Source organism: Bacillus weihaiensis (assembly GCF_001889165.1).
GTDB classification, from domain to species: domain Bacteria; phylum Bacillota; class Bacilli; order Bacillales; family Bacillaceae; genus Metabacillus; species Metabacillus weihaiensis.
This window is the reverse complement of the sequence record NZ_CP016020.1, coordinates 2,693,905-2,716,563: the sequence shown is the minus strand read 5'-3', so window position 1 is coordinate 2,716,563 and position 22,659 is coordinate 2,693,905. Positions and strand designations below refer to the sequence as shown.

General features: G+C 35.3%; 20 protein-coding genes and 2 riboswitches. Of the genes, 12 read left to right on the top strand and 8 right to left on the bottom strand.

Annotation, left to right across the window (positions count from 1 at the left end; all coding sequences use genetic code 11):
- The first annotated feature begins 348 nt into the window (after positions 1 to 348).
- Positions 349 to 2,544 carry a PAS domain-containing sensor histidine kinase gene (locus A9C19_RS13050; protein WP_072580356.1) on the top strand — a complete coding sequence of 732 codons (2,196 nt, stop codon included), beginning with the start codon at positions 349 to 351 and terminating at the stop codon, positions 2,542 to 2,544.
- Positions 2,545 to 2,942: 398 nt separating this feature from the next.
- Here the strand turns inward: A9C19_RS13050 and mtnA are convergent, their stop codons facing one another.
- From mtnA to A9C19_RS13035, 3 genes are all read right to left on the bottom strand, one after another.
- Positions 2,943 to 3,992 carry an S-methyl-5-thioribose-1-phosphate isomerase gene (gene mtnA, locus A9C19_RS13045; protein ID WP_072580355.1) on the bottom strand — a complete coding sequence of 350 codons (1,050 nt, stop codon included), beginning with the start codon at positions 3,990 to 3,992 and terminating at the stop codon, positions 2,943 to 2,945.
- A 20-nt stretch (positions 3,993 to 4,012) separates the two neighbouring features.
- On the bottom strand, positions 4,013 to 5,206 hold the full coding sequence (gene mtnK / locus A9C19_RS13040) for an S-methyl-5-thioribose kinase (protein ID WP_072580354.1): 1,194 nt from the start codon (positions 5,204 to 5,206) through the stop codon (positions 4,013 to 4,015).
- A gap of 161 nt (positions 5,207 to 5,367) precedes the next feature.
- Positions 5,368 to 5,514: riboswitch (SAM riboswitch) on the bottom strand.
- 118 nt (positions 5,515 to 5,632) lie between these two features.
- On the bottom strand, positions 5,633 to 6,418 hold the full coding sequence (locus A9C19_RS13035) for a carbon-nitrogen family hydrolase (RefSeq protein WP_072580353.1): 786 nt from the start codon (positions 6,416 to 6,418) through the stop codon (positions 5,633 to 5,635).
- A gap of 106 nt (positions 6,419 to 6,524) precedes the next feature.
- Between A9C19_RS13035 and A9C19_RS13030 the strand changes: the two genes are divergently transcribed.
- The 6 genes from A9C19_RS13030 (at position 6,525) to cbpA (ending at position 12,303) form a co-directional block, all read left to right on the top strand.
- Complete coding sequence (locus A9C19_RS13030; RefSeq protein WP_072580352.1) at positions 6,525 to 7,697, top strand: pyridoxal phosphate-dependent aminotransferase; 1,173 nt, start codon at positions 6,525 to 6,527, stop codon at positions 7,695 to 7,697.
- 82 nt (positions 7,698 to 7,779) lie between these two features.
- Positions 7,780 to 7,890: riboswitch (SAM riboswitch) on the top strand.
- A 256-nt stretch (positions 7,891 to 8,146) separates the two neighbouring features.
- The gene (gene mtnW, locus A9C19_RS13025; protein WP_072580351.1) at positions 8,147 to 9,388 is read left to right on the top strand and encodes a 2,3-diketo-5-methylthiopentyl-1-phosphate enolase; all 1,242 of its coding nucleotides are present in this window, start codon (positions 8,147 to 8,149) and stop codon (positions 9,386 to 9,388) included.
- Positions 9,385 to 10,047 (top strand): 2-hydroxy-3-keto-5-methylthiopentenyl-1-phosphate phosphatase, encoded by a 663-nt coding sequence (locus A9C19_RS13020; protein ID WP_072580350.1) that lies wholly within the window; start codon positions 9,385 to 9,387, stop codon positions 10,045 to 10,047. Before mtnW ends, A9C19_RS13020 begins: the two co-directional genes overlap by 4 nt.
- Positions 10,044 to 10,667, top strand: coding sequence for a methylthioribulose 1-phosphate dehydratase (locus A9C19_RS13015; RefSeq protein ID WP_072580349.1), 624 nt, complete (start codon positions 10,044 to 10,046; stop codon positions 10,665 to 10,667). Before A9C19_RS13020 ends, A9C19_RS13015 begins: the two co-directional genes overlap by 4 nt.
- 28 nt (positions 10,668 to 10,695) lie before the next feature.
- Positions 10,696 to 11,232 (top strand): 1,2-dihydroxy-3-keto-5-methylthiopentene dioxygenase, encoded by a 537-nt coding sequence (locus A9C19_RS13010; protein WP_072580348.1) that lies wholly within the window; start codon positions 10,696 to 10,698, stop codon positions 11,230 to 11,232.
- 432 nt (positions 11,233 to 11,664) lie between these two features.
- Positions 11,665 to 12,303: a cyclic di-AMP binding protein CbpA gene (cbpA, locus tag A9C19_RS13005; protein ID WP_072580347.1), complete on the top strand. Its 639-nt coding sequence runs from the start codon at positions 11,665 to 11,667 to the stop codon at positions 12,301 to 12,303.
- Between the two features lie 127 nt (positions 12,304 to 12,430).
- Here cbpA and A9C19_RS13000 read toward each other — a convergent pair whose 3' ends face one another.
- A complete protein-coding gene (locus A9C19_RS13000) occupies positions 12,431 to 13,213 on the bottom strand; it encodes a divergent polysaccharide deacetylase family protein (RefSeq protein WP_072580346.1) in 783 nt (260 codons plus the stop codon).
- Positions 13,214 to 13,684: 471 nt separating this feature from the next.
- Between A9C19_RS13000 and A9C19_RS12990 the strand changes: the two genes are divergently transcribed.
- Entirely contained in the window at positions 13,685 to 13,864 is a 180-nt protein-coding gene (locus tag A9C19_RS12990; protein WP_233499173.1) for an aspartyl-phosphate phosphatase Spo0E family protein, read from the top strand.
- A gap of 203 nt (positions 13,865 to 14,067) precedes the next feature.
- Positions 14,068 to 14,514 (top strand): MarR family winged helix-turn-helix transcriptional regulator, encoded by a 447-nt coding sequence (locus A9C19_RS12985; RefSeq protein WP_072580343.1) that lies wholly within the window; start codon positions 14,068 to 14,070, stop codon positions 14,512 to 14,514.
- Positions 14,515 to 14,664: 150 nt separating this feature from the next.
- Here A9C19_RS12985 and motB read toward each other — a convergent pair whose 3' ends face one another.
- The 4 genes from motB to A9C19_RS12965 all read right to left on the bottom strand — a co-directional run bounded on the left by motB (position 14,665) and on the right by A9C19_RS12965 (position 18,354).
- Positions 14,665 to 15,438 (bottom strand): flagellar motor protein MotB, encoded by a 774-nt coding sequence (gene motB, locus A9C19_RS12980; RefSeq protein WP_072580342.1) that lies wholly within the window; start codon positions 15,436 to 15,438, stop codon positions 14,665 to 14,667.
- Positions 15,431 to 16,231: a flagellar motor stator protein MotA gene (gene motA, locus A9C19_RS12975; protein ID WP_072580341.1), complete on the bottom strand. Its 801-nt coding sequence runs from the start codon at positions 16,229 to 16,231 to the stop codon at positions 15,431 to 15,433. The genes motB and motA overlap by 8 nt, the downstream gene beginning before the upstream one ends.
- A 759-nt stretch (positions 16,232 to 16,990) precedes the next feature.
- A complete protein-coding gene (locus A9C19_RS12970) occupies positions 16,991 to 17,260 on the bottom strand; it encodes a hypothetical protein (RefSeq protein ID WP_072580340.1) in 270 nt (89 codons plus the stop codon).
- A 71-nt stretch (positions 17,261 to 17,331) separates the two neighbouring features.
- On the bottom strand, positions 17,332 to 18,354 hold the full coding sequence (locus A9C19_RS12965; RefSeq protein WP_072580339.1) for a potassium channel family protein: 1,023 nt from the start codon (positions 18,352 to 18,354) through the stop codon (positions 17,332 to 17,334).
- A gap of 752 nt (positions 18,355 to 19,106) precedes the next feature.
- Between A9C19_RS12965 and A9C19_RS12960 the strand changes: the two genes are divergently transcribed.
- The 3 genes from A9C19_RS12960 to A9C19_RS12950 all read left to right on the top strand — a co-directional run bounded on the left by A9C19_RS12960 (position 19,107) and on the right by A9C19_RS12950 (position 22,583).
- Complete coding sequence (locus A9C19_RS12960) at positions 19,107 to 20,144, top strand: YkvI family membrane protein (protein WP_072580338.1); 1,038 nt, start codon at positions 19,107 to 19,109, stop codon at positions 20,142 to 20,144.
- A gap of 50 nt (positions 20,145 to 20,194) precedes the next feature.
- Complete coding sequence (locus A9C19_RS12955; RefSeq protein WP_072580337.1) at positions 20,195 to 20,755, top strand: HAD-IA family hydrolase; 561 nt, start codon at positions 20,195 to 20,197, stop codon at positions 20,753 to 20,755.
- Between the two features lie 478 nt (positions 20,756 to 21,233).
- Positions 21,234 to 22,583 carry a hemolysin family protein gene (locus A9C19_RS12950; protein ID WP_072580336.1) on the top strand — a complete coding sequence of 450 codons (1,350 nt, stop codon included), beginning with the start codon at positions 21,234 to 21,236 and terminating at the stop codon, positions 22,581 to 22,583.
- Positions 22,584 to 22,659 lie beyond the last annotated feature (76 nt).

Genomic DNA, 22,659 nt, shown 5'->3' with positions numbered 1-22,659 from the left:
CTCACATCTTTCATATAGTTTTCTTAGAAATCAATTTCATATTCCCAAAATCGTTTTGTACTAAACTTTATACGTCACAAAGAAAACCTATATGGGGTCTTGTTATGGATCTGTAAACCAATTGTAAAGGTATAAAATTACTCAATATCTTTCTACGATTGTCTATAAGCGTAGCTATTGCGGTACAGTTAGTAGAAAAAGCAATATGACAAAGTGTGAGCTATTCTGTCAAGAACGGGTAATACCTCCTATTTTTCTATGTTTTTGTAGATGTATGAAGGACTATGAGAGAACGTGTAGAATACAGATAAGTAGATGAGTGAAGTTCGAAAAATAGGGGTGAATAGGTTGAAGCAAACGATGGAGGATAACGAAGTCGTTATATTAAGAAAAAAATTGTCTTTTTTGGAGAGAGAGAATGAACTATTAAAATCAAAATTATACCAGCATGAGGCTATCTTAGAAGGGGCATTAGATGCTGTAGCTATTTTTAATGAAGAAATGACATTTATTGATGCGAATTCTGCTGCCTGTCATATGTTTCAATTAACAAAAAAACATTTATCAAAAAGAAAATTCACAGATTTTTTAAGTTTGCTTTCAAAAGGTGAGGTTGAAGAACTTTTAAATGAGGTGAGACTTTCACCAGATACATTAAAGCATGAGGTTGTGGTGAAATTAGACAATGGACAAGTGAAATTTTTAGAATTATCTCTTCGTAAACAAGCAATTAATGGATATGATCTTGCCATGATTAAGGATGTTTCATTTAAGAAAATGCTAGAAAGAGAGAGAACCATAAATGAGCAACTTTTTAAGGATTTATTTCATCGCGCTGTAGATGGAATTGTCATCTTTGATGAAAACGGTTCCTTTGTAGATGCAAATGGTTCTTTTTGTTCTAGCTTTGAAATAAGTAAGGCACATCTTCAATCCTATGAATTAGGTGATTTTATTGGAAATGATGAAGTGGCTCTATTAGATAAGCTATGGAAGAAGTTGAAAGAGGATGGTAATGCAAAAGGGGAACTACCAGTTGTATTAAAGAATGGTAAAAAGAAAATCTTTGAATATACAACTACCTCAAATATTTTCAATGGATTTTATATGGCGATCATGCGAGATATTACGGAAAAACGTTCGATGGAATTAAAGCTTTATAAAAGCGAAGAGCGATTTAGAGAAATATTCGAGAATGCTATTGATGCAATTATGATATGGGAGAATTCAGGACAAATTCAAAAAGTGAATCATGCAGCAAGTCGAACATTTGAATTACCTCCAGAGGAATTAGTAAAACGAAATATACTAGACTTTGTCAACCAAGAATCCTCTAGCTTTACTAATATAAAAGAAAGCTACTTGCAAACAGGTGCAATTAGAGCTGAACTATTGTTTCATATGCCGAATGGCGAAGATAAGGAACTTGAATTCACATCAAAAATGGATATATTAGATGGACATCATTTAACTATTCTCCGAAATGTTAGTGAACGTAAAAGAATGGAAAGCAATTTAATTGCAAGTGAACAGAAGTTTAGGAAAATCTTTGATGGGGCGATGGAAGGAATTCTTTTATTTAATGATTCGTTTGAAGTTATTGATGCTAATCCGATCGCGAGAGAAATCCTTGAGCTTAATAACCGTGAAAATCAAACTCTTGATTTATGTCATTTATTTTCAAAGAAAATAAATTCTAAAAACGGAATGGAAAATCTTCATTATATCCACGAAAAAACTCAAGAAGTGACCTATAAGAATGACTTAGGTGAAGAGAAGACAATTGAGTTTTCATTAAAATTTCATATTAATGAAAATATGAATCTTGCTGTTTTTAGAGATGTTACAGAAAAAAAAGAACTAGAGGAGCAACTTCGAAAATCGGATACTTTAAATGTAGTAGGGGAGCTCGCAGCTGGAATCGCGCACGAAATCAGAAATCCAATGACAGCTTTGAAAGGATTTATACAGTTATTAGAGGGAAGTGTACAAGAAGACTTTTCTATGTACTTTAATGTCATTACTTCTGAATTGAGTAGAATCGAATCCATTATTACCGAATTCTTAGTTTTAGCAAGACCCCAGGCTATTCACTATCAACAAAAAAATATAGCCCAGATTATGAGAGAAACCATTGAGCTATTAAGTGCACAAGCCATCCTAGTAAATGTTCAAATGGATCTAAGAATTGAGAAGGCACTTCCTGTGATTTTTTGTGAACCAAATCAGTTAAAACAAGTGTTTATCAATATTTTAAAAAATGCAATTGAAGTAATGCCTGATGGAGGAAAAATTGACGTGAATATGTCGATGAAAGACCATGAACATATTCTCGTTTCCATTTCTGATCGAGGATCGGGAATATCAGAAGATAAAATTAAGAGACTTGGACAACCTTTTTATACGACGAAAGAAAGGGGAACAGGTCTAGGGCTAATGGTTAGTTATAAAATCATTGAGGAACACCGTGGTTTAGTTGAGGTAGAAAGTGAGGAAAATGTTGGGACAACTTTTCATATTACATTACCGATCTTTCAACATTAACAACTAGTCGCAATACTTGTCACTTTTTTGTATTTGCAACATATTATTAGATTAAGAGAAAAAAGTTGCGCGAACGCAAGAAAGGGGCGAGTTTTCAATGTGGTTTCAAAAAAGACCTAACAAAATCCATTTTTATGCTACGTTGTTTTCTAAGCTGCACATTATCTCAGAGGATGATATGAAAGAGATAATTGGAAAGAAAAAATAAGTTAACTAAGTATTAGGACTATTACTTACAAAAGAAAGGCTCCCACCGATTAAGTGAGAGCCTATTTCTTTTCTTCTACGAATATGAAAAAGTTGCATGATCTATTTCAATAAATGACCTAGTTTACCAGCTACAATCACTAGTAGATCCATTTAAATTCTTATCAAATGTTGTACATACTTTTCTAACCTTAACTAAATAGATTACGGATTTCTGTTGTGTAGTCACCTGTTACGATTCCTTTTTCAGTGATAATTCCCGAAATAAGTTCATTCGGGGTTACATCAAATGCGGGATTAAATACTTTTACACCTTCAGGGGCAGTGCGTACTCCTTGAATAGTTGTTACTTCCTCTGCATCACGTTCTTCTATTGGGATATGGGATCCGTCTGGAATAGCAGGGTCAAACGTGGAAAGAGGAGCTGCTACATAAAATGGAATATTAAAAGCTTTTGCTAATAATGCAAGGTTAAACGTACCAATTTTATTTGCTGTGTCACCATTTGCTGCAATTCGATCGGCCCCAACAATGATGGAATTGATTCCCTTTGATTTAATAGTATGAGCTGCCATATTGTCTGTTATTAATGTTACATCGACATCTGCCTGCATAAGCTCCCATGTTGTAAGGCGAGCCCCTTGTAAAACAGGTCGTGTTTCACAAGCAAAGACACGTAAATCAATGTCTTTTTCCTTAGCCAGATAAAATGGAGCAAGGGCTGTTCCGTATTTTGCAGTAGCAATGGATCCAGCATTACAGATTGTCATCACTTTATCTCCACGGTTGAATAGAGTTAAAGCGTGTTCCCCGATTAAACGACAAACAGCTTCATCCTCCGCTTGAACCTGAATGGCCTCATGGACAATTGTTGTTTTTCCTTCATTAACAGACTTTACATGTGTAATCGAGTTTACTAAACGATCTAATGCCCAAACTAAGTTGACTGCAGTCGGTCTTGATGTTGCTAAATAGTCTCGGTTTTTGCGGATGTTTTCTTGAAAGGTTACTAAAGACACTGCTTCATCCTGAAGTGCAGATAAAGCTAATCCAAAAGCTGCCGTAATCCCAATTGCTGGAGCACCGCGTACCTTTAAGGATTGGATTGCTTCCCATACATCCTGAATAGTTTTTAGTTCAAGATACTCTGTCACATGAGGGATTTTTTGTTGATTTAAAAGGGAAATAGATTCATCATTCCAAATAACGGAACGAGGGATTGCAAAGTTAGGTGTCGTCATTGTGTGATCTCCTTTATCTCTTAAAAATTCACTGGTTGTTTAGTATAATTTTTTATTTCTTTAGGTGTTTTAATTGATTTTCGATTTTTAATTAACTCACTTCCAACTTGAAGTGCAAGCTGTTTTGTTAGGAGCCTTTTTTCTTTTGGTTCAATGCCTTCTATATCTGCTACACGGGCTAAGCCAATTGTTCGTCTAATGACTTCGCATCCTGCAAAGCCGACTGACTCTTCGAAAATTTCAGATAGTACATACTCTAAATAGCCTTCAACAGACGCAAATGTTTCAATTGCATCTTCCTTCCAAGCTTTTGAAAATTCAGCAACAAATACTTCCCATGTTTCTTCGATATGATCAAAAAGAATGTCTTGCTTTTCCGTATCTTTTGATAGAGCATTTAAGAGAAGGTTAGCAAAGACTTGCCCGATATCAAAGCCAATTGGTCCAAAATAAGCGAATTCAGGGTCAATGACTTTTGTTTCTGTTTCATCTGCAAATATACTTCCAGTATGTAGGTCACCATGAACTAATGCTTCAGCTTTTGTTAAGAATAGGTGCTTTAATTTAGCTACTTCAAGCTTTAACGCTTGATCTTCCCAAATTTGATCTACATCTGGTTGTAATTCAGCTTCATATTCATTTGTATCATGATTGAAAAATGGGTCTGTAAAAACAAGGTCTTCCGTAATCTTACAAAGGTCTGGATTAATAAATTGTTTTACTAACTCTTTTTTGTAATGTTGATCTAATCCATAGTCGGATGTATAGAAAAGGGTTTTACCTAAAAATTCTCCAATATGTTTAGATAATAAGGGTAGATTTTTACCGTCAATCAAGGCTGCTCTAGCTATTTGTAAATGGGATAAATCCTCCATAATCGTAATAGCAAGTGCCTCATCCGAGTAGTACACTTTTGGGACAAGATTTGGAACAAATTCGCTTTGTTTAATGAGGGCATTTGTTTCAATTCTTGATCGATCTAAAGTTAAGGGCCAGCTTTCCCCGACAACTTTCGCATATGGTAAAGCTTGCTTGATAATCACACTCTCATTATTTTCTGAGTTTACGACTCTAAATACCAAATTTAAGTTTCCATCACCAATCTCATTACACGTTAATTGACTCTTTTCATCAAAAAGCTGTAGTCGTTTAGCAAGTGCTATTGCGTCACTTTCAGTTAATGGTTGATAAATAGACGATTTTTTGTTAGCCATTTGTACATACCTCCGAGAATTTTTTTGGAGGCTTTTCTTTTATGATTCATAGATTTATAGGGAGACGCTAGGGCGATCAGACTGATCACGTATGGTGGAAAATCTACTCATAAGAAAAGCCCCTTTCGACAATGAAAGAGGCTTGAAGTTAGACTTCGCACCTCTCATCTGTCAGAAAGAATGTCTTTCTGATGGAATTAGCACCGTGCCCTATTGGAAAAAGATCCAAATTAAAACCAATGATTGGTTTTGCGGTCGGTTGCTGCGGCGTCATCGGGCCAAGTCCCTCTGCCAACTCTTGATAAGAGATTTACATATATTTAATTTACATCAATTCAGAACATTTTTGTTTTTTTGAAAATCATAATGCTTGATTAGGATGATATCAGTGTTCAAATGAAATTGTCAATAGCTTTTTGAAATGAATTAATAAAATTCCGGTAAACGATCATCAAATATAGGGATTTGCTTTCTCACAGATTTTACTTTTTCAATCTCTAGTTCTGCTGTAATAAAGCCAGGTTTTTCATCTGCTTCAATCAAAATTTCCCCCCAGGGATCAATAATCATGGAATGACCTGCAAATTCATTGTTAGGGTCAGATCCAGCTCGGTTACAGGCTACAACGTAACATTGATTTTCTATTGCTCGACTTATCAAAAGACTTTTCCAGTGGTGTAAACGTGGTAGGGGCCACTCAGCAACCACATATAAAATTTCAGCACCTTGTGTTGTGTGCGCGCGTATCCATTCTGGAAAACGTATATCGTAGCATATGACACCCGCACTTTTTACACCGTCCAATTCAAAAAGTCCCTTCGTCTGTCCAGAGATTAGATGATGATGTTCATCCATTAATTTAAATAAATGGAGCTTGCTATACTCCTGTACGAGTTCCCCTTTATTATTTATGATTAGCATTGTATTCGTAACAGAGTTATCCTGTTTTTTTGCTATGGACCCTCCTACGAAATGAACACGATGTTTTTTCGCCAACTCTGACAGAAAGCGAGTAGTTGTTTTTCCTGAACTATCACCAATTTCGTCAAGGCGAGTTAGATCATAGCCAGTTGTCCATAGTTCCGGGAGAACAATGATAGTTGGGTTTTCAGAAAGGATGACTTGTGAAATCTTTTTTTCTGCTTGTTCGTAATTGAAGACAGGATCACCAAACTTTATATCAAGCTGAATGCAGGTTATAACAGGGTTCATTCTATTTGCACCATCCAATTTTTAAAATTTTTACTTTACAAGTTGTTACTAACAATATATGATTTGTGACTAGAATTTCAAGAATTTTTTGAGTAGGTGTTGAAAAATGAAAGTATTTGAACAATCTCAATTATTGAATACATTACCAAAGCAATTTTTTGCAAGTCTTGTAGGAAAAGTTAATGCTATTGTTGAGCAAGGTCATGATGTGATTAATTTAGGACAAGGAAATCCAGATCAACCTACGCCTTCACATATTGTAAAGGCAATGCAAGAAGCAGTAGAAAAGCCAGTGAATCATAAGTATTCTCCATTTAGAGGTCAAGCCTATTTGAAAGAGGCAATTGCGACGTTTTATAAAAGAGAATATGGTGTTGACTTAGATCCTACTAAAGAAGTGGCTATCTTATTTGGAGGGAAAGCAGGATTAGTTGAAGTCCCACAATGTATACTAAATCCTGGAGAAGTAGTTCTTGTTCCAGATCCAGGGTATCCCGATTACTGGTCTGGTGTTGAGCTTGCAAGAGCGAAAATGGAAATGATGCCTCTTTTAAGTGAGAATGAGTTTTTACCAGATTATAAGAAGATTCCACAACACATACTTGATCAGGCAAAATTAATGTTTTTGAATTATCCTAATAATCCTACTGGAGCAACAGCCAACAAAGATTTTTTTGCTGAAACAGTGTCAATCGCTAAGGAAAATGATATATGTGTTGTCCACGATTTTGCATACGGCGCTATAGGCTATGATGGGATAAAGCCTCTTAGCTTTTTACAGGTAGAAGGTGCGAAGGATATTGGTATTGAGCTTTACACCTTTTCTAAGACATTTAATATGGCAGGTTGGAGAATAGGCTTTGCAGTAGGAAATGCTTCGGTAATTGAAGCGATAAATCTTCTACAGGATCATCTATATGTAAGTGTATTTAGTGCTATTCAAGAAGCAGCAGCCCATGCACTACTAAGCGAACAAACATGTGTGGAGCAATTAAATGATATGTATGAATCTAGAAGAAATGTACTTATTCGAGAATTTCGAGAGATTGGTTGGGATGTGAAAGCACCAGCGGGCTCCTTTTTTGCATGGCTACCAGTACCTCCAGGGTTTACTTCAGAACAATTCTCAGATTATTTATTAGATAAAGCACATGTGGTTGTTGCCCCTGGGATTGGCTTTGGTCAATATGGGGAAGGCTACGTACGTGTAGGTTTACTAACATCCGAAGAAAGGTTGAAGGAAGCTGCACGACGAATCAAAGATTTGTCAATATTTTAAAAATAATCTATTGACAGAAAAGATAGCATCTGTCATAATCCAAATTAATTTAAAAAATGAAATCGTCAATATGAACGTTTCGTTCTTATCAAGAGCAGGTGGAGGGACTAGCCCTATGAAGCCCGGCAACCGACTTTCTGAATTTAGAAAGCACGGTGCTAATTCTTGCAGCATAAAAGCTGATAGATAAGGAGATATGCTTGTTATTCATGAGTAAATGACAGCCCCTTCGATCTATGAGCATCGGAGGGGCATTTTGTATTTATCGGGTTGTCTATGTTACTTTTTGCGCTTAAGAAAGAAGGTGTTTTGAGGTAACTAAGATAAAAGAGTAGCTCTAGTTTGAAATAGTAAAGCGTAAGAGAGTCAATGAAAAAACCAATGAAACATGATAGTATAAAAATGATGAAAAATTCTGATTAATCATATGTATGAAAGAAGGGTATAGCGTGAGTGAAGTAATTGCTACATATCTTGTCCATGATACAAAAGGAGACCTAGAAAAGAAAGCAGAAGGAATTGCCCTTGGGTTAACGATAGGATCATGGACGGATCTTCCATTACTAGAACAGGAACAGTTAAAGGCTCATAAGGGTCGTGTAATAGAGGTTAAAGAGCTAGATACAGAAGAAAAAACAAACCAATTCCTAGGAAGGAAAGTTACAAAAGGAATAATAAAAATTGCGTACCCAGGAGTTAATTATAGTCATGATTTACCAGCTATCTTGACGACAACCTTTGGGAAGCTATCACTTGATGGAGAAGTAAAACTTCTTGATTTAGAATTTTCGGATGAGCTGAAAACGGCATTTGCGGGTCCTTCCTTTGGTATTCAAGGAATCCGTGAAAGCGTCGGTGTATATGACCGACCGCTACTTATGAGTATCTTTAAAGGAGTAATAGGGAGAGATTTGACCTATTTATCAAAGCAATTAGAACAGCAGCTCTTAGGAGGAGTTGATTTAGTAAAAGATGATGAAATTCTTTTCGATAATCTACTTACACCGTTCGAAAAACGAATAGCTTCAGGTAAGGAAGTGATTAGATCCGTTTTTGAACAAACCGGTCATCGAGCATTATATGCAGTTAATCTATCTGGTAAAACATTTGAATTAAAGGATAAAGCAAAAAGAGCTTCAGAGCTTGGAGCGAACGTTCTATTATTCAATGTATTTGCTTACGGTTTAGATGTCTTGCAAAGTTTAGCAGAAGATAAAGAAATTACTGTTCCTATTATGGCTCATCCAGCTGTGAGTGGCGCATCAACAGCTTCCAGCTTATATGGATTCTCAAGTTCATTATTACTTGGGAAATTACTAAGAATGTCTGGTGCGGATTTTTCTTTATTTCCATCACCGTACGGCAGTGTAGCGCTTGATCGTGATGAGACGCTAGGAATAGCGCAAAACTGTGTGAATGAGGATGTTTTTAAGCAAACATTCCCGGTTCCTTCTGCTGGTATTCATCCTGGTCTTGTTCCTTTACTAATGAAGGACTTTGGGACGGAATCGATTATCAATGCAGGAGGAGGAGTACATGGTCATCCAAACGGAGCCGTTGGCGGAGGAAGGGCATTCCGTGCAGCAATCGATGCTACCTTACAAGGGAAAACGTTAAGAGAAGCAGCAGAAGATCAGTTAGATTTACAGCTTGCAATTGATCTATGGGGTGCTAAAGAGGTGATTCAATGAGCAATAAAGTGATTATATGTGATTTTGATGGAACAATAACTGAAACAGATAATATTATTGCCATCATGAAAAAGTTCGCTCCACCAGAATGGAACGAATTAAAGAATGGTGTTCTTTCACAAGAAATCTCTATTTCTGAAGGCGTCGGGAAAATGTTTCAGCTATTACCAGCCTCATTGAAACAAGAAATAATTGACTATATTCTAGAATACGCTGAAATTCGTAAAGGCTTTAAGGAGTTTGTAGCGTATACAAAAGAAAAGAAAATTCCTTTATATATTGTCAGTGGAGGTATAGATTTCTTCGTGTATCCACTACTTGATGGCCTTGTTGATAGTGATCAAATTTATTGTAATCGTGCTAATTTTGAAGGTGAGAAAATCAAGATTGAATGGCCGCATACATGTGATGATACCTGTAGCAATGAATGTGGTTGCTGTAAGCCATCTCTTATTCGTCAATTAACTACTTCTAAACAAGAAAAAATTGTGATTGGAGATTCCATTACAGATCTCCAAGCTGCTAAGTTAGCAGATTACGTCATTGCTAGAGATTTATTATTAGAGAAAAGTAAGGAATTAGATTTACCGTACAGGCCTTTTACTACATTCTTTGATGTGATGAACATCTTGGAACAGCTTGAGGAGGTAAAGAGTTGAGCTTAGTGCAAGAGAGATGGGATGAGTTAGCAGATATAAAGCGGGTGCTAGCTATAAGAGATTGGTTTCCTGCTACAAGTGGTAATTTAGCGATTAAAGTGAATCATGATCCTCTCACTTTTTTAGTAACAGCAAGTGGCAAAGACAAAACGAAGGAATCACGTGAGGATTTCTTAGAAGTGGATCAATTTGGTCAGTCGCTTTATGATACACATCTAAAGCCTTCTGCTGAAACTCTATTACATGTTGAGATATTTAATAAGACAGATGCAGGATGTAGCTTACATGTTCATACAATTGATAACAATGTGATATCTGAACTATATGCAGATAAGGGTGAAATTGTTTTTCAAGGGCAGGAAATTATTAAAGCGTATGGATTATGGGAAGAAGATGCTTCATTTACAATCCCAATCATACCCAATTATGCCCATATTCCAACCTTAGCTAATGAATTTTCAAAACATGTTTCAGCTGCTGCTGGAGCGGTTTTAATCAGGAATCATGGAATTACAGCCTGGGGTAGGAATGCTCTAGAAGCAAAAAAATATTTAGAAGCAAGTGAATTCTTGTTTTCATACCATGTGAAATTGCTATCACTAAAGGCTCTTGTGAGATAAAAAATAATAAAAATTGGAGGAATGGAAAATGGCAGTTATTAAAGTGAGAAATACAAGTGAAGTAATAGAAGGACACGACAATGTACTAACATTTTTAGAAAAGCAAGGTGTTCTATATGAGCATTGGGATATGAGTAAATTACCGGAAGAATTAAAAGAAAAATTCGTGCTTTCTGATGAGGAAAAAGAGGGTATTTTAACAGCTTATAAAGATGAAATTGAAGAATTAGCAGAAAGAAGAGGCTACAAAACATGGGATATCGTGGCTTTATCTGATGCAACGCCTAACATAGAGGAGCTTCTCAAAAAGTTTGAAAATGTTCACACACACACAGAAGATGAGGTTCGTGCGATTACTGCTGGACATGGTATTTTCATTATTAAAGGCAATGATGAAGTAGGTTATTTCGATGTTGAGCTTGAACCAGGCGATGTTATTTCAGTACCTGAAGGAAATCCACATTTCTTTACGTTAATGGAGGATCGCCAAGTTGTAGCAGTAAGATTATTCATTGAAACAGAGGGCTGGGTAGCTCATCCTTATCAAGATACAGTTAGCAAATAACTTAGTTTCAAGAGAACCAGTATGTCGAATGTACTGACAAACATCTGAAGATAAAAACGTGAATTCACATTTGAATTCACGTTTTTTTATGTGAAAAAACAGGTACACGACATGGTCGGTTAATGTATGAGATTTCTGTAAATGAATCTTATCCAAGTAAGACCTTGTAACGAAAAACACAACAGGGATGCTTCCGGACAGCAGCTAAGCATTTACAATAATAGAAATCAATTATTGTGAACAGGAATTTTAAAAAGAGTCTTAAGATAATTCCTTTCTTTTATCTTACAGATTGAGGTTTCAAAGTATGGAGTTATGGGTAAAATCAATACGGCGTATTGAACAAAAACTATTTGAAAAGTTGAAATCTTCTTTACTATTTACTTTTACTATGATAAATTTTTAGCAATATGAGCAAAAGGGGGCAAACGTATGAAGGTCCGTTATCATTATGTACCAAAAGAAGATGTGAAATATTGTGATGAAGGGTTTACAGTTAAGCAAGCTTATGACTATTTAAAAGAAACAGGGTTTCGTAGTATTCCTGTATTAAGCGAAGGCGGCAAACAATTTGTTGGCTTTATTTATAAAGTTCATTTACTAGAATATTTTGTCGATGAAAAGGGGCAAGATTCTGATTCTATCATGCCTTTGATTAAAAATCAGGATGCGTACATATTTGAAGAGGACTCTTTTTTTAAAACTTTTTTGACGATACGAAGGCTCCCATTTTTAGCTGTTTTAAATGAGGAAAAAGAATTTTCTGGAATCATTACCCATTCTAATATCATGGATGTACTAGAGGACTCCTTTGGAATGAAAACAGGGGGATACTTACTTACTGTTGGAACAAAGGAACATAAGGGAGCTATTAAAGATTTAGTTACAGCCGTAAAAGATGTAAATATTGAAGGTCTGTTAACATTAGATAATGGAGATCAATACATCCGAAGAATCATCTTAAACATTTCAAGTGAAGTGTCAGAAGATAAACTTAAGAAAGTAATAAAGAAGCTTGAGGATAAAGAGTTTCGAGTGACATCAGTGGATTTAATCAAAAAACAAAGCTAAACACCAATAGGCTGGGACAAAACAAAGAGCTAGGCACCCTCCGATACAATCTATTGTGTGCACTAGATAAATCAGTGCGTACATATAGTCGTTACGATAAGGTGCCAGGCACTTCTGTCCCAGCCTCTTATGTTTTTTGCTCTTTTGGAGTAAAATCTATCTCTAACAAGAGCTCAGATAAAGTAACGGTATCTGCTTTCTTCTCAACCAATGGAACATATTGCTTTAATACAGATGCTGTTTTCTCACCTGCGATTCCAACATGTCCAATTGCAATGATTTCATTATCCTGGTCAATTCGAGTCATTAAAAGATTAGCTTGCTTAATAATATGGCTTGTTGTATATTGCTCATCAAAAAAAAGCTCGTTTTCTAAATAAGGTACATGCAGCTCACTAGCTAGCTTCGGAACTACACTTTTACCTGTTGTTTTACTATCTAAATAATACAGATTCCGTTCTTTACAGACTTCTAATATAATTCTCATCACTCTCTCATCAGCGGTTACTTTTGAGCCCATATGGTTGTTCATTCCAACTGCATAAGGAACATCGTCAATTGCAGCATGTACTCTCTTTTTCACTTCCTCATTTGATAAATCAGTTGTTATTGCACCTGGTCCAAGCCAGCTCTTTTTTCCGGAAATTGGTTCCATAGGTAAGTGAACAATTACTTCATGTCCATTTTTATGAGCAAGCTTCGCATCTTCTTCCGTGGTAGAAAGAAAAGGCATAATTGCAGCTGTAATAGGTACAGGTAAAGATAATATTTCAGCTGTACCTTTCATCCCATTTCCGAAATCGTCTATTACGATAGCTACCTGTTTTTCGTGATCCTCATCTGGTGGTGCGGCTAGTATGATAGGTGGAATAAGGAATAAGATAAGGGTAAGAAAGCTAATTTTTTTCACCAAATAAACCTCCTGTTATCTGTTTACCATATAGTTTTTCCTTAAATACTAGATTCATGTATCGATGATTTTCATGTTTATAATTAGCAATAAAAGGGAATAATCTCACTAAGACACAATAATGAGTTTTAAAATTAGTCACATTTGAAAGTGCATAAATTGTCTAAATTTGCGATTGTCTTTACACTATTTAATTATTTTGCCATAATGCATAGGAATAAACAGATTGATGAACATTCCTACTGATGTATTTAAATATCGGCTTGCTCAACCAATGAACGAAGGTTGTTGGTTTACCACTAGAAATAATAAGGCTCTGTTAATTCTTAATGTTAATATATTCAATTTGTTGATTGGAGTGGAAGGCAGGAGACTTCCGGCGGAACGTGAAGGCTTGTTACACCCATTAACAAAAATATTTATTAAAGCCAATAGTGAAAAAGACAATCGAATATCAAGGAGGGGTTAATGATGAAATATGAACGACTCAAAACAAAGCTTCTTGAGAAAATTAACCTTAAGAGAGAAGAAATGATTGAAACAGCAACGAGAGAAGGCTATACAAGTGAAACTGCTGTTAAGTGTAGTCAAGATTTGGACATGCTTCTTAACGAATATCAACAAATGATAATAGATGAAGAATATCTGTAAAGGGAAATGAGATCACCCTTTGTAAATACAATCCATATAAAAGGTTCTAAGTTTCGTATATGATGCTTAGAACCTTTTTTTCTAGGAGTACGACTCCTTTTAATCATTCTAAAGCTTCATTAAGATTGACTTAAATAGGAAATTAGACTATGATATAGCTGAATAGTTTGAATTCAAGATAATGGTTAAAGGGTTGAGTCTATATGGATAAAACAAAAGAAATTGAAGATTCTCTTAAATTTTTTATTGTCCTTTCTCGTGCACATCGTGCTTTTAATGATGTTGTCAATAAAAATATTGCAACTTTTAAGTTAAATCCTACTGAATTTGCTGTTTTGGAGCTTCTTTATCATAAGGGAGACCAACCATTACAACAAATTGGCGGGAAAATTCTTCTAGCGAGCGGAAGTATCACATATGTGGTCGATAAATTGGAACAGAAAAATCTTTTAAATCGTGTGGCTTGTCCAAAAGACCGAAGAGTTACATTTGCACAAATTACTGACAAAGGAAAAGAATTAATAGAGAGTATTTTTCCTCCACATCAGGAACGGATCAATGAAATTGTTAGTGTGTTGACGGAAGAGGAAAAAAAACAAGCAATCGACTTAATGAAAAAAGTTGGTCTGCATGCAAATGAGTTACTATAATTGTTATAGAGAATTTTGATCAATTTGGCCTCTGCTGTAAAAAGAGCATAAGGGTAGCCTGTAGGTGCCTTAGGCAAAAAAGCCGGTAAAGATTTTACTTCAAGTAAAATCTTTACCGGCTTTTTATTTTGTTCAACTTAAGTGTGGTTTTTATTGTGATGGCTTTTGCTCATAAGGTAATATCAAAATTTCAACACGTCGATTTTTTTGTCTGCCTTCTTTCGTTTCGTTAGAAGCTACAGGGCTGAATTCGCCAAATCCCTTTGCGCTAAAAGCTTTCGGATCTAACTTATCGTTATCGATTAAAATCTTCATAAAGTTTACAGCACGCATCACACTCAGGTGCCAGTTAGAATCAAATTCTGAGTTATTAATCGGGATATTATCTGTATGACCACTCACGATTATATTACGTGGTGGGCTCATGATGAGAAGCTCTGAAATCTCTGAAGCAAGCTTTTTATCTTTTTCACGAACTTCTGAACTTCCAGAATTAAAGAATACATCATTTAAAAGGGTGATTAGCAATCCTTCGTCTGTGAGCCTAGTTTCTAGTCTAGTTTCTAGTTTATTATCAGTTATATAGCTATTAATTTTATCTTGAATTTCTTTTAGGTTTTCTTGCTCAATTCGCTCTTTGGCTTCTTCAATGTCTTCCTCATTTATTTGTTGTTCTTTTTCAATATCTAATTGTTCCATTTCACCATCAGGAGTGGGGCTTGGGTATTCCAATACACCTGTACCTCCAGTAAATGTTGAATTAAATGCTCTAGACAATTGCTGGAATTTTTGGGCATCAACTGAACTCATTGCAAAAAGCACGATAAATAGCGCTAGTACTAACGTTAATAAATCTGCATAAGGTACCAGCCAGGATTCATCCATATGCTCATCTTCATGTTTATGCTTCTTCTTTCTAGCCATTTACGCTCTCTCCCTCAGCGATCGAAGCATTTAATTGATTTCTTTCACTTACAGGTAGGTATGTTGCTAGTTTTTGCTCAATTGCTTTAGGGGCTTGTCCCTCTAATACTGATAGAACTCCTTCAATCATCACTTGTTTTACTTTTACTTCTTGTTTTGATTTACGTTTTAGTTTATTTGCGAAAGGATGCCACAAAACATAACCAGTGAAGATCCCCATCATTGTTGCGATAAAGGCAGCGCCGATGGCAGCACCAAGAGCATTGGAATCTTCCATATGGGAAAGGGCTGCAATAAGACCGACAACTGCTCCTAAAACTCCAAGTGTTGGAGCATAAGTCCCAGCTTGTGTAAATATTGTTGCCGATGCTTGGTGACGTTCTTCCATTGCTTCTATTTCTTCTGACATCACATCACGAATAAATTCTGCATTTTGACCATCCACGGCCATTAATAAACCATTTTTTAAGAAGGGGTCATCAACCTCTGATAATTTTGCTTCTAGTGCAAGTAAACCTTCTTTACGTGCCACTTGAGCCCAATCTGAGAATAACGGAATAAGCTCTTGAATGGTTGGTATTTTTTGCTCTTTGAAAATAATACCAAATAATTTTGGTACTTTTTTAATCTCGTTTGTTGGAAATGCAATTGTAACTGCAGCGATTGTTCCTAAGATAATGATTAAAATCGCAGGCGCATTTAATAAGTTTGAGGGACTTACGCCTTTTAAAAACATCCCAACTCCAACTGCGATAAGCGACAGTATAATTCCTATTAATGTAGTTTTATCCATTGTAAATCACCATTTCTCTTTTATTTTTACTTATAAGTAATATCGGATAAAGTAGAAATATTTTTAGTGTTTCTATAAGAAGTTGTCGAAGTTAGGAAAAAAAGCTCATTTTTTTAGTAGAGATGAATAGAAGGTGTAAACGATGAGGAGAAATTTGTAGGAGGGAATAGGAAATAAGGAAGTGACATTTTAGGCTATTATTTAGTGAATATTGTTTTGTACTATTTCCAAGTCCCGAATATTATTTCTGGGTACAAAATTTATCTCTTTATCGGTGAGAGCAACTCATTTTATACTATCAAGATTCTTTTATCTTCGTCTTCCTTTTAGGGAGTGGTCAATGGCCAAAGGGGCAAGAGGCTTGACAACTAAGGAGGCTTTAGGACTGTCTGCAGGGAAAATTACCAACAATCTTTAACGGAATCGAAACGAATAAGTCGATATAGAAGAGAAAGGAAATACCATTCATCTTCTATATCGATTGGGAAAGAAAAGTACAGGATTCAATTTATTTCCTTTTTATATCATTAATTAAAAAAATAGGGTTGTTCCAGGTATATCTTTGTTTTTCTTCGTATTCTATTCGTCTATATTCATAGATCTTTTTTAATTCATACTCATTAACAAACATGTTTACCCCTCCATTTTCCTTTTATTCTTTAAATATAAAGGAGAGGAAACGCTGCATCGCCCTGTATATGGTTGATTTTTCTTCCATACATTAGGAAGAGATTGAATACGACTATTGACGGATAAAATTTACATTAGTTTCATTATTCCATAGTAATAGAGGGGAAGGAGGGTGATGATAAGATGAGAATAAAAGAATAAACGTGAATAGTATTCTGGCTTTTGTTCCATTTCGAATGTTGTAAACAACGCGCCAACTAAACTCGTAAAAATAAACATAGCTAGTCCAAATTCTTCTCCAAGTTGAATTTGATAAAAGATAAACCCTAGGCCAGATCCATTTACAAATAAAAAAAGGAAAGAAATAGATAAATAGAAGGAAGAATATATTTTCGTCATTATAAACACCTCACTAGCATGTATATGTGCTAAAAAGGTCGGACATGACAAAGGGGAGGACAAAGCCTCCCTTAAGAAATGATTTTTGAATACGTATCGCTATTACAAATAATAAAAAGCTTTGTGTCGCTTTTCACTTTCTTTGAAAGGTTATTGATAATTGACAAGTCACTCCCATCTGAGATGAGAAGGGCGCCTTTTTCTGAAAGAACTTTCCGTGCATCTTCATAAGTTTTCCATTCTGGTTTTGGATCAATTGAGTATAGATCATAGCCTTGATGACTAGTAAGCTGTCGAATAATTTCACTTGATCCGTTATAGATAATGGAACGAGCTGCAAGGTGGGCTGCCGTATCATTTGCTGTAATAAATTCTTCTACATTTGCATGTAAAAAGGCATTCATATGCTGAGAATTCGCTACTTCACAGATTGTATAGATATTTTGGTTATTTTCCTTGCCGATACCTTCTAATGTTGAAGCAATTAAGAGTGTATGACCATCGGCTTGTGAGGTTGTCATTCGACCGTCTGGTGAAAAAATCATCACTGATTTAGCAGATAGTACGTTCGCTTTTTGAAGTGTCTCAACATCAGCTGGATTACCGCTTACAAAGTCAACTCGTTCATGGAGGAGTGGGATTTTTGCTAGTTCCTCGTCAATAATAACCACATGAATGGAATCAAATGTGGTAAGTAGTTCATCGAGGGTAATCGAAGCTCTTTTTGTCCAGTTAATGAGAATAATATGATCGTTTGCAGTAATTTTCAACTTTCCTTCCTCCTTTAGTCTTTTACGTAAGCTGAAGAAATCAATAACTTTCCCGATGAAAATCGTCATAAGTCCAATTCCGATAACGTATAAAAACATGGCGAATATTTTACCGGATACTGTTGTCGGTGAGACATCACCATATCCAACAGTGGCGACAGTAGTCATTGTCCACCAAAGGCCCTCAAATGGGCTTGTAAACGTTTCGGGTTCGATAAAATAAATAAAATAGCTACTGATTAAAACCAATGAAATAGTAGCAAAAACTAAAGTCCAGTTATTTAAGTGGATCATTTTAACAAAGAATTTTTTGAAGTAAATCATAGCGGCTCCTTTCAATCTTGATGGGTAAATTTTAACATACAGACCGAATGGAAGGGATCATTCTAGAGAATTTTTCACGATTTAGGCTGTGGTAAAGGGGAATGTTAGTTGTTTGCACTTTGTTAAATAGAATGAAAGGGAAGAGACGCCTGTTTAGAAATATAAAAAGTGTTAGTTAGTCCTGTAAAGATAAGGCGCTATTAATCTACAAATAGCTATTCTTGAGGGGGAGGTGTTCTAGCTAGATAAGAGAGAAGTGTATAAATGAAAATCCCTTTCCTGGCTCTCCTGGATGATCTTGGATCTTTATAGAAAGTGAATATCTACAACAAAATCACCCCCGACCTCGTTTAACAGAGTTAAGAGAAAAGAGTTTGACTTGTATGGATCAACCTTAAAATAGAGCATTAGAATATTCGTTATCATGTACATTTATACTAATTATTTGAGTGTTTTCTTCGTCTAATAAGAGTTCTATAATTGGAGCCTCAAACACCTTCTGCATGACACGACATAAAGAACGAATGCTAGATGGTATTTAAATCCCGCAAATTTTTCCTTTAGCTGCTAGTGTACTATCCAATTGAATCTTTTGTTCATTTAATATAGTCGTCAATTCCCCTAGCATGAGAGTTACAAGCTGAAACAGTAGAATGAGCTTATAATAAGTATTTTACTTTCAAAGAATGATCTGATTTTTCCCTCATATAATGATACAAGCCATTTGGTGGAAAGTGAGAGGTGCAAAGTTAATGAAAAGACCGTGGATTGCTTCTGTTAAAGTTGCTGCTGTATATGTTGGAACGGTTGTTGGAGCAGGTTTTGCAACAGGAAGAGAGATAGTCGAATTTTTTACTAAATATGGCCTGTTCGGACTTATGGGGATGATTGTTGCTGGCTTTCTTTTTATTCATCTAGGAACTAAACTACTTATATTATCTAAACGAATAAATGCAACATCTTATCAGGAGGTAATGGTCTTTTTGTTCGGAAGGAAAGTTGGAGGTTTCGTAAATATCTTCATGTTAATTGTCTTATTAGGTTTAACCTCAATCATGCTTTCTGGTGCAGGAGCCATTTTTCAGGAACAGCTTGGACTATCTGTGAGAATGGGTGTTGTTGTCACCATTGTCCTAACCTTTCTCGTTATGACGTTTGGAATAAATGGATTATTTAGTGTGAACTTACTTGTGGTACCAATGTTGATCATATTTAGTGTCCTATTAGCAGCACAAGTTTTTTCTCTTGATGTCTTTTTAAAGCAAGTAGAAGAGAGTCATCGTTTAAATGGGAAATGGATCCTATCCGCATTTTCTTATGCAGCCTTTAATATAACGATGGCTGCAGCAGTTCTTGTACCTTTAGCTAATGAAATAGAGGACGAAAAGGTTTTGAAAAGAGGAGGGATTATTGGTGGGAGTTTATTAACATTAATTCTCATCAGTAGTCATATCTCTCTTTCAACATTGTCAGATGTTTTATCATTCGATATTCCGATGGCAGAAGTGATGAAAACCACATTTTACAGCTTTTACTACATATATATCGCAGTTATTTATGGGGAAGTCTTTACATCTGTAATAGGAAATTTATATGGATTGGAAAGACAAATAAGCTCATTTTTAAAGCTGAATAGAATGATTATTATCTGTGCTATCTTAAGTGTTGCAGCTTTTATTAGTAAGGTTGGCTATAGTTCTTTAATCTCTTCTTTATACCCTATTTTTGGATACGTTTGTTTAGGAACACTCTTTTTATTAATGATAAAAAAACTTCCAGCTGTAAAGTAGCTGACTATGGTAAAATGACTTCAAAGAATGAATTGGAAGGAAGAAAATGCTTGAACGTTTTATGGGATTTTGATGGAACATTATTTAATACGTATCCAGCTTTTACAGAAGTCATGTATGAGCTCATGAACAATAAGGTTGCAAAGGAAGCTATTTATAAAGAATTAAAAATCTCTTTTTCTCATGCAGTCGAATTCTTTGGGTTAGATGAAGAACAAGTCAAAGTATTCAAAGAAAGGGAAAGAGCACTTTCTCCTAAAGAAAAAGGACCTTTTCCATATGTAGAGGAAGTGTTACAGAAAACAAACGTAAATGTCATTATGACGCATAAACCCAGAAATGAAGTAATGGCGATTTTAGATTATTATGATTGGCATAAGTATTTTAGTGAGATCGTTGCAGGTGATGATGGGTTTCCGAGGAAACCAGATAGTGCATCATATCGATATTTGCACAAACGTCATCACTTAGATTTAGCTGTAGGAGATCGTTTATTAGATATTATTCCTGCCAAAGAGATTGGGCTGTCTACTTGCCTATTTCAAAATGAAGCTAAAGGTGCTGACTACTACCTACAATCGTACCAGGATTTTTTTGCGGTAATAAAATAAAATTGGCACATTTAATGGACTGTAGGCAAACTCGGAAAGTAACCGAGCTTTCTTACAGTCTTTTTATTTTGATTACAGATAGAGGAGAAAATGGCTTTACGAATGTGACTAGGGTAAAGTATTTTTCTTTCCTAACATATCTAATGAGTGCTAAAAAACTGAAATTCGTTCATTTTTGCTCAGATTCTGTTGTTTTTTATTGAATTTGGTATTTTTAACCGATTTATCACATATTTATTTAAGAAATCTGGTAAGTGTTACGTTTGACTGTATGGTTTCTTCGTATTATGATTAATCTAAGAAAAACTGTGGGGTGATAATATGGGGCAGTGTTAAATGTAAATAGTTTTGTAGCATCCCTTATTGATCTCCAAGCGGACGTCAGTAAGGAGAGTTGTCATTAAATGACATGTATTAATCTATTTAACTCTCAGGAGGTGACTCCTTTTCCGTCAACTGACGGAGTAAGGAAGCTTATTTGGACATAGTGAATTTGTTGCTTGTTGCAATTTTAATCGCTCTTACGGGTTTTTTCGTTGCTTCTGAATTTGCCATTGTAAAAATTAGGAGCTCTCGTATTGACCAATTAATTGCAGAAGGAAACAAAAAGGCAGTTGCAGCTAAAAAGGTTATTGATAATCTTGATGAATATTTATCTGCCTGTCAACTTGGAATTACCATTACTGCTCTAGGTTTAGGCTGGTTAGGTGAACCAACTATAGAGCATTTATTAACGCCAATCTTTAACCAGTACTCATTGCCAAGTTCTATTTCAGCCGTTTTGTCGTTTACGATTGCATTTACAACGATTACATTTTTACATGTTGTTGTAGGTGAGTTAGCACCAAAAACAGTTGCAATACAAAAAGCTGAGCAAGTTAGTATTTGGTTTGCAAAACCTTTAATGGTCTTCTATCGTATAATGTACCCGTTTATTTGGATTTTAAACGGATCTGCACGATTTATTACAGGTCTTTTTGGATTTAAGCCTGTATCAGAGCACGAGCTTGCTCATAGTGAAGAAGAATTGAGAATTATTTTGTCTGAAAGCTATAAAAGTGGAGAGATTAATCAATCTGAATTTAAGTATGTAAATAAGATTTTTGAATTTGATAATCGAATTGCAAAGGAAATTATGGTTCCTCGTACTGAAATCGTATCACTCTCTATTGACGCACCCATTCAGGAGCAGCTAGAGATTATTAAGGATGAAAAGTACACAAGATATCCGATTGTAGATGGTGATAAGGATCATATCGTAGGTATTGTCAATATTAAAGAGATTTTTACAGACCTTATTCATTTTGAAAGTGATCAGCCGTTAACTATTGATAAATATGTTCGTCCGATCATTCAAGTAATTGAATCGGTTCCTATTCATGAACTATTGCTAAAAATGCAAAGAGAAAGAATTCATATGGCAATCTTAATTGATGAATATGGTGGAACTGCTGGACTTGTAACTGTTGAAGATATTCTTGAAGAAATCGTTGGGGAAATCAGGGATGAATTTGATGCAGATGAAGTTCCTTTGATTCAAAAGGTGAATGAGAATAAATATATTATTGACGGTAAAGTCCTTGTAAGTGAAATTAATGAACTGTTAGGACTTGAAATTGATGATGCAGACGTAGACACGATTGGTGGTTGGATTTTAACTGAGCATTACGATATCCAAACAGGTGGCTTAGTTGAGCTTCATCCGTATTCATTTAAAGTTAAACAGATGGAAAACCATCATATTAAATCAATTGAAATTTCAAAAATTCAGGTAGAAGCTATACCAAATCCAACACTTTTAGAGAATAAAATAGCAACATCCTCTTAAATGAACTTACTTTTGTAGGTTCTTTTTTTTCGGTTTTACCACTAATTAGCCACTATTTATCGTATGATAAAAGAGC

Bases quoted from the DNA above. Each gene is read 5' to 3' on its own strand.
- mtnK (WP_072580354.1), bottom strand. From the start codon at position 5,206: ATGGCTAACAAAAAATCGTCTATTTATCAACCATTAACTGAAAGTGAC.
- A9C19_RS13030 (WP_072580352.1), top strand. From the start codon at position 6,525: ATGAAAGTATTTGAACAATCTCAATTATTGAATACATTACCAAAGCAA.
- A9C19_RS13035 (WP_072580353.1), bottom strand. From the start codon at position 6,418: ATGAACCCTGTTATAACCTGCATTCAGCTTGATATAAAGTTTGGTGAT.
- A9C19_RS12965 (WP_072580339.1), bottom strand. From the start codon at position 18,354: ATGATTTACTTCAAAAAATTCTTTGTTAAAATGATCCACTTAAATAAC.
- A9C19_RS12960 (WP_072580338.1), top strand. From the start codon at position 19,107: ATGAAAAGACCGTGGATTGCTTCTGTTAAAGTTGCTGCTGTATATGTT.
- motA (WP_072580341.1), bottom strand. From the start codon at position 16,231: ATGGATAAAACTACATTAATAGGAATTATACTGTCGCTTATCGCAGTT.
- A9C19_RS13010 (WP_072580348.1), top strand. From the start codon at position 10,696: ATGGCAGTTATTAAAGTGAGAAATACAAGTGAAGTAATAGAAGGACAC.
- A9C19_RS13020 (WP_072580350.1), top strand. From the start codon at position 9,385: ATGAGCAATAAAGTGATTATATGTGATTTTGATGGAACAATAACTGAA.
- A9C19_RS12970 (WP_072580340.1), bottom strand. From the start codon at position 17,260: ATGACGAAAATATATTCTTCCTTCTATTTATCTATTTCTTTCCTTTTT.
- mtnA (WP_072580355.1), bottom strand. From the start codon at position 3,992: ATGACGACACCTAACTTTGCAATCCCTCGTTCCGTTATTTGGAATGAT.
- cbpA (WP_072580347.1), top strand. From the start codon at position 11,665: ATGAAGGTCCGTTATCATTATGTACCAAAAGAAGATGTGAAATATTGT.
- motB (WP_072580342.1), bottom strand. From the start codon at position 15,438: ATGGCTAGAAAGAAGAAGCATAAACATGAAGATGAGCATATGGATGAA.
- A9C19_RS12985 (WP_072580343.1), top strand. From the start codon at position 14,068: ATGGATAAAACAAAAGAAATTGAAGATTCTCTTAAATTTTTTATTGTC.
- A9C19_RS12990 (WP_233499173.1), top strand. From the start codon at position 13,685: ATGAAATATGAACGACTCAAAACAAAGCTTCTTGAGAAAATTAACCTT.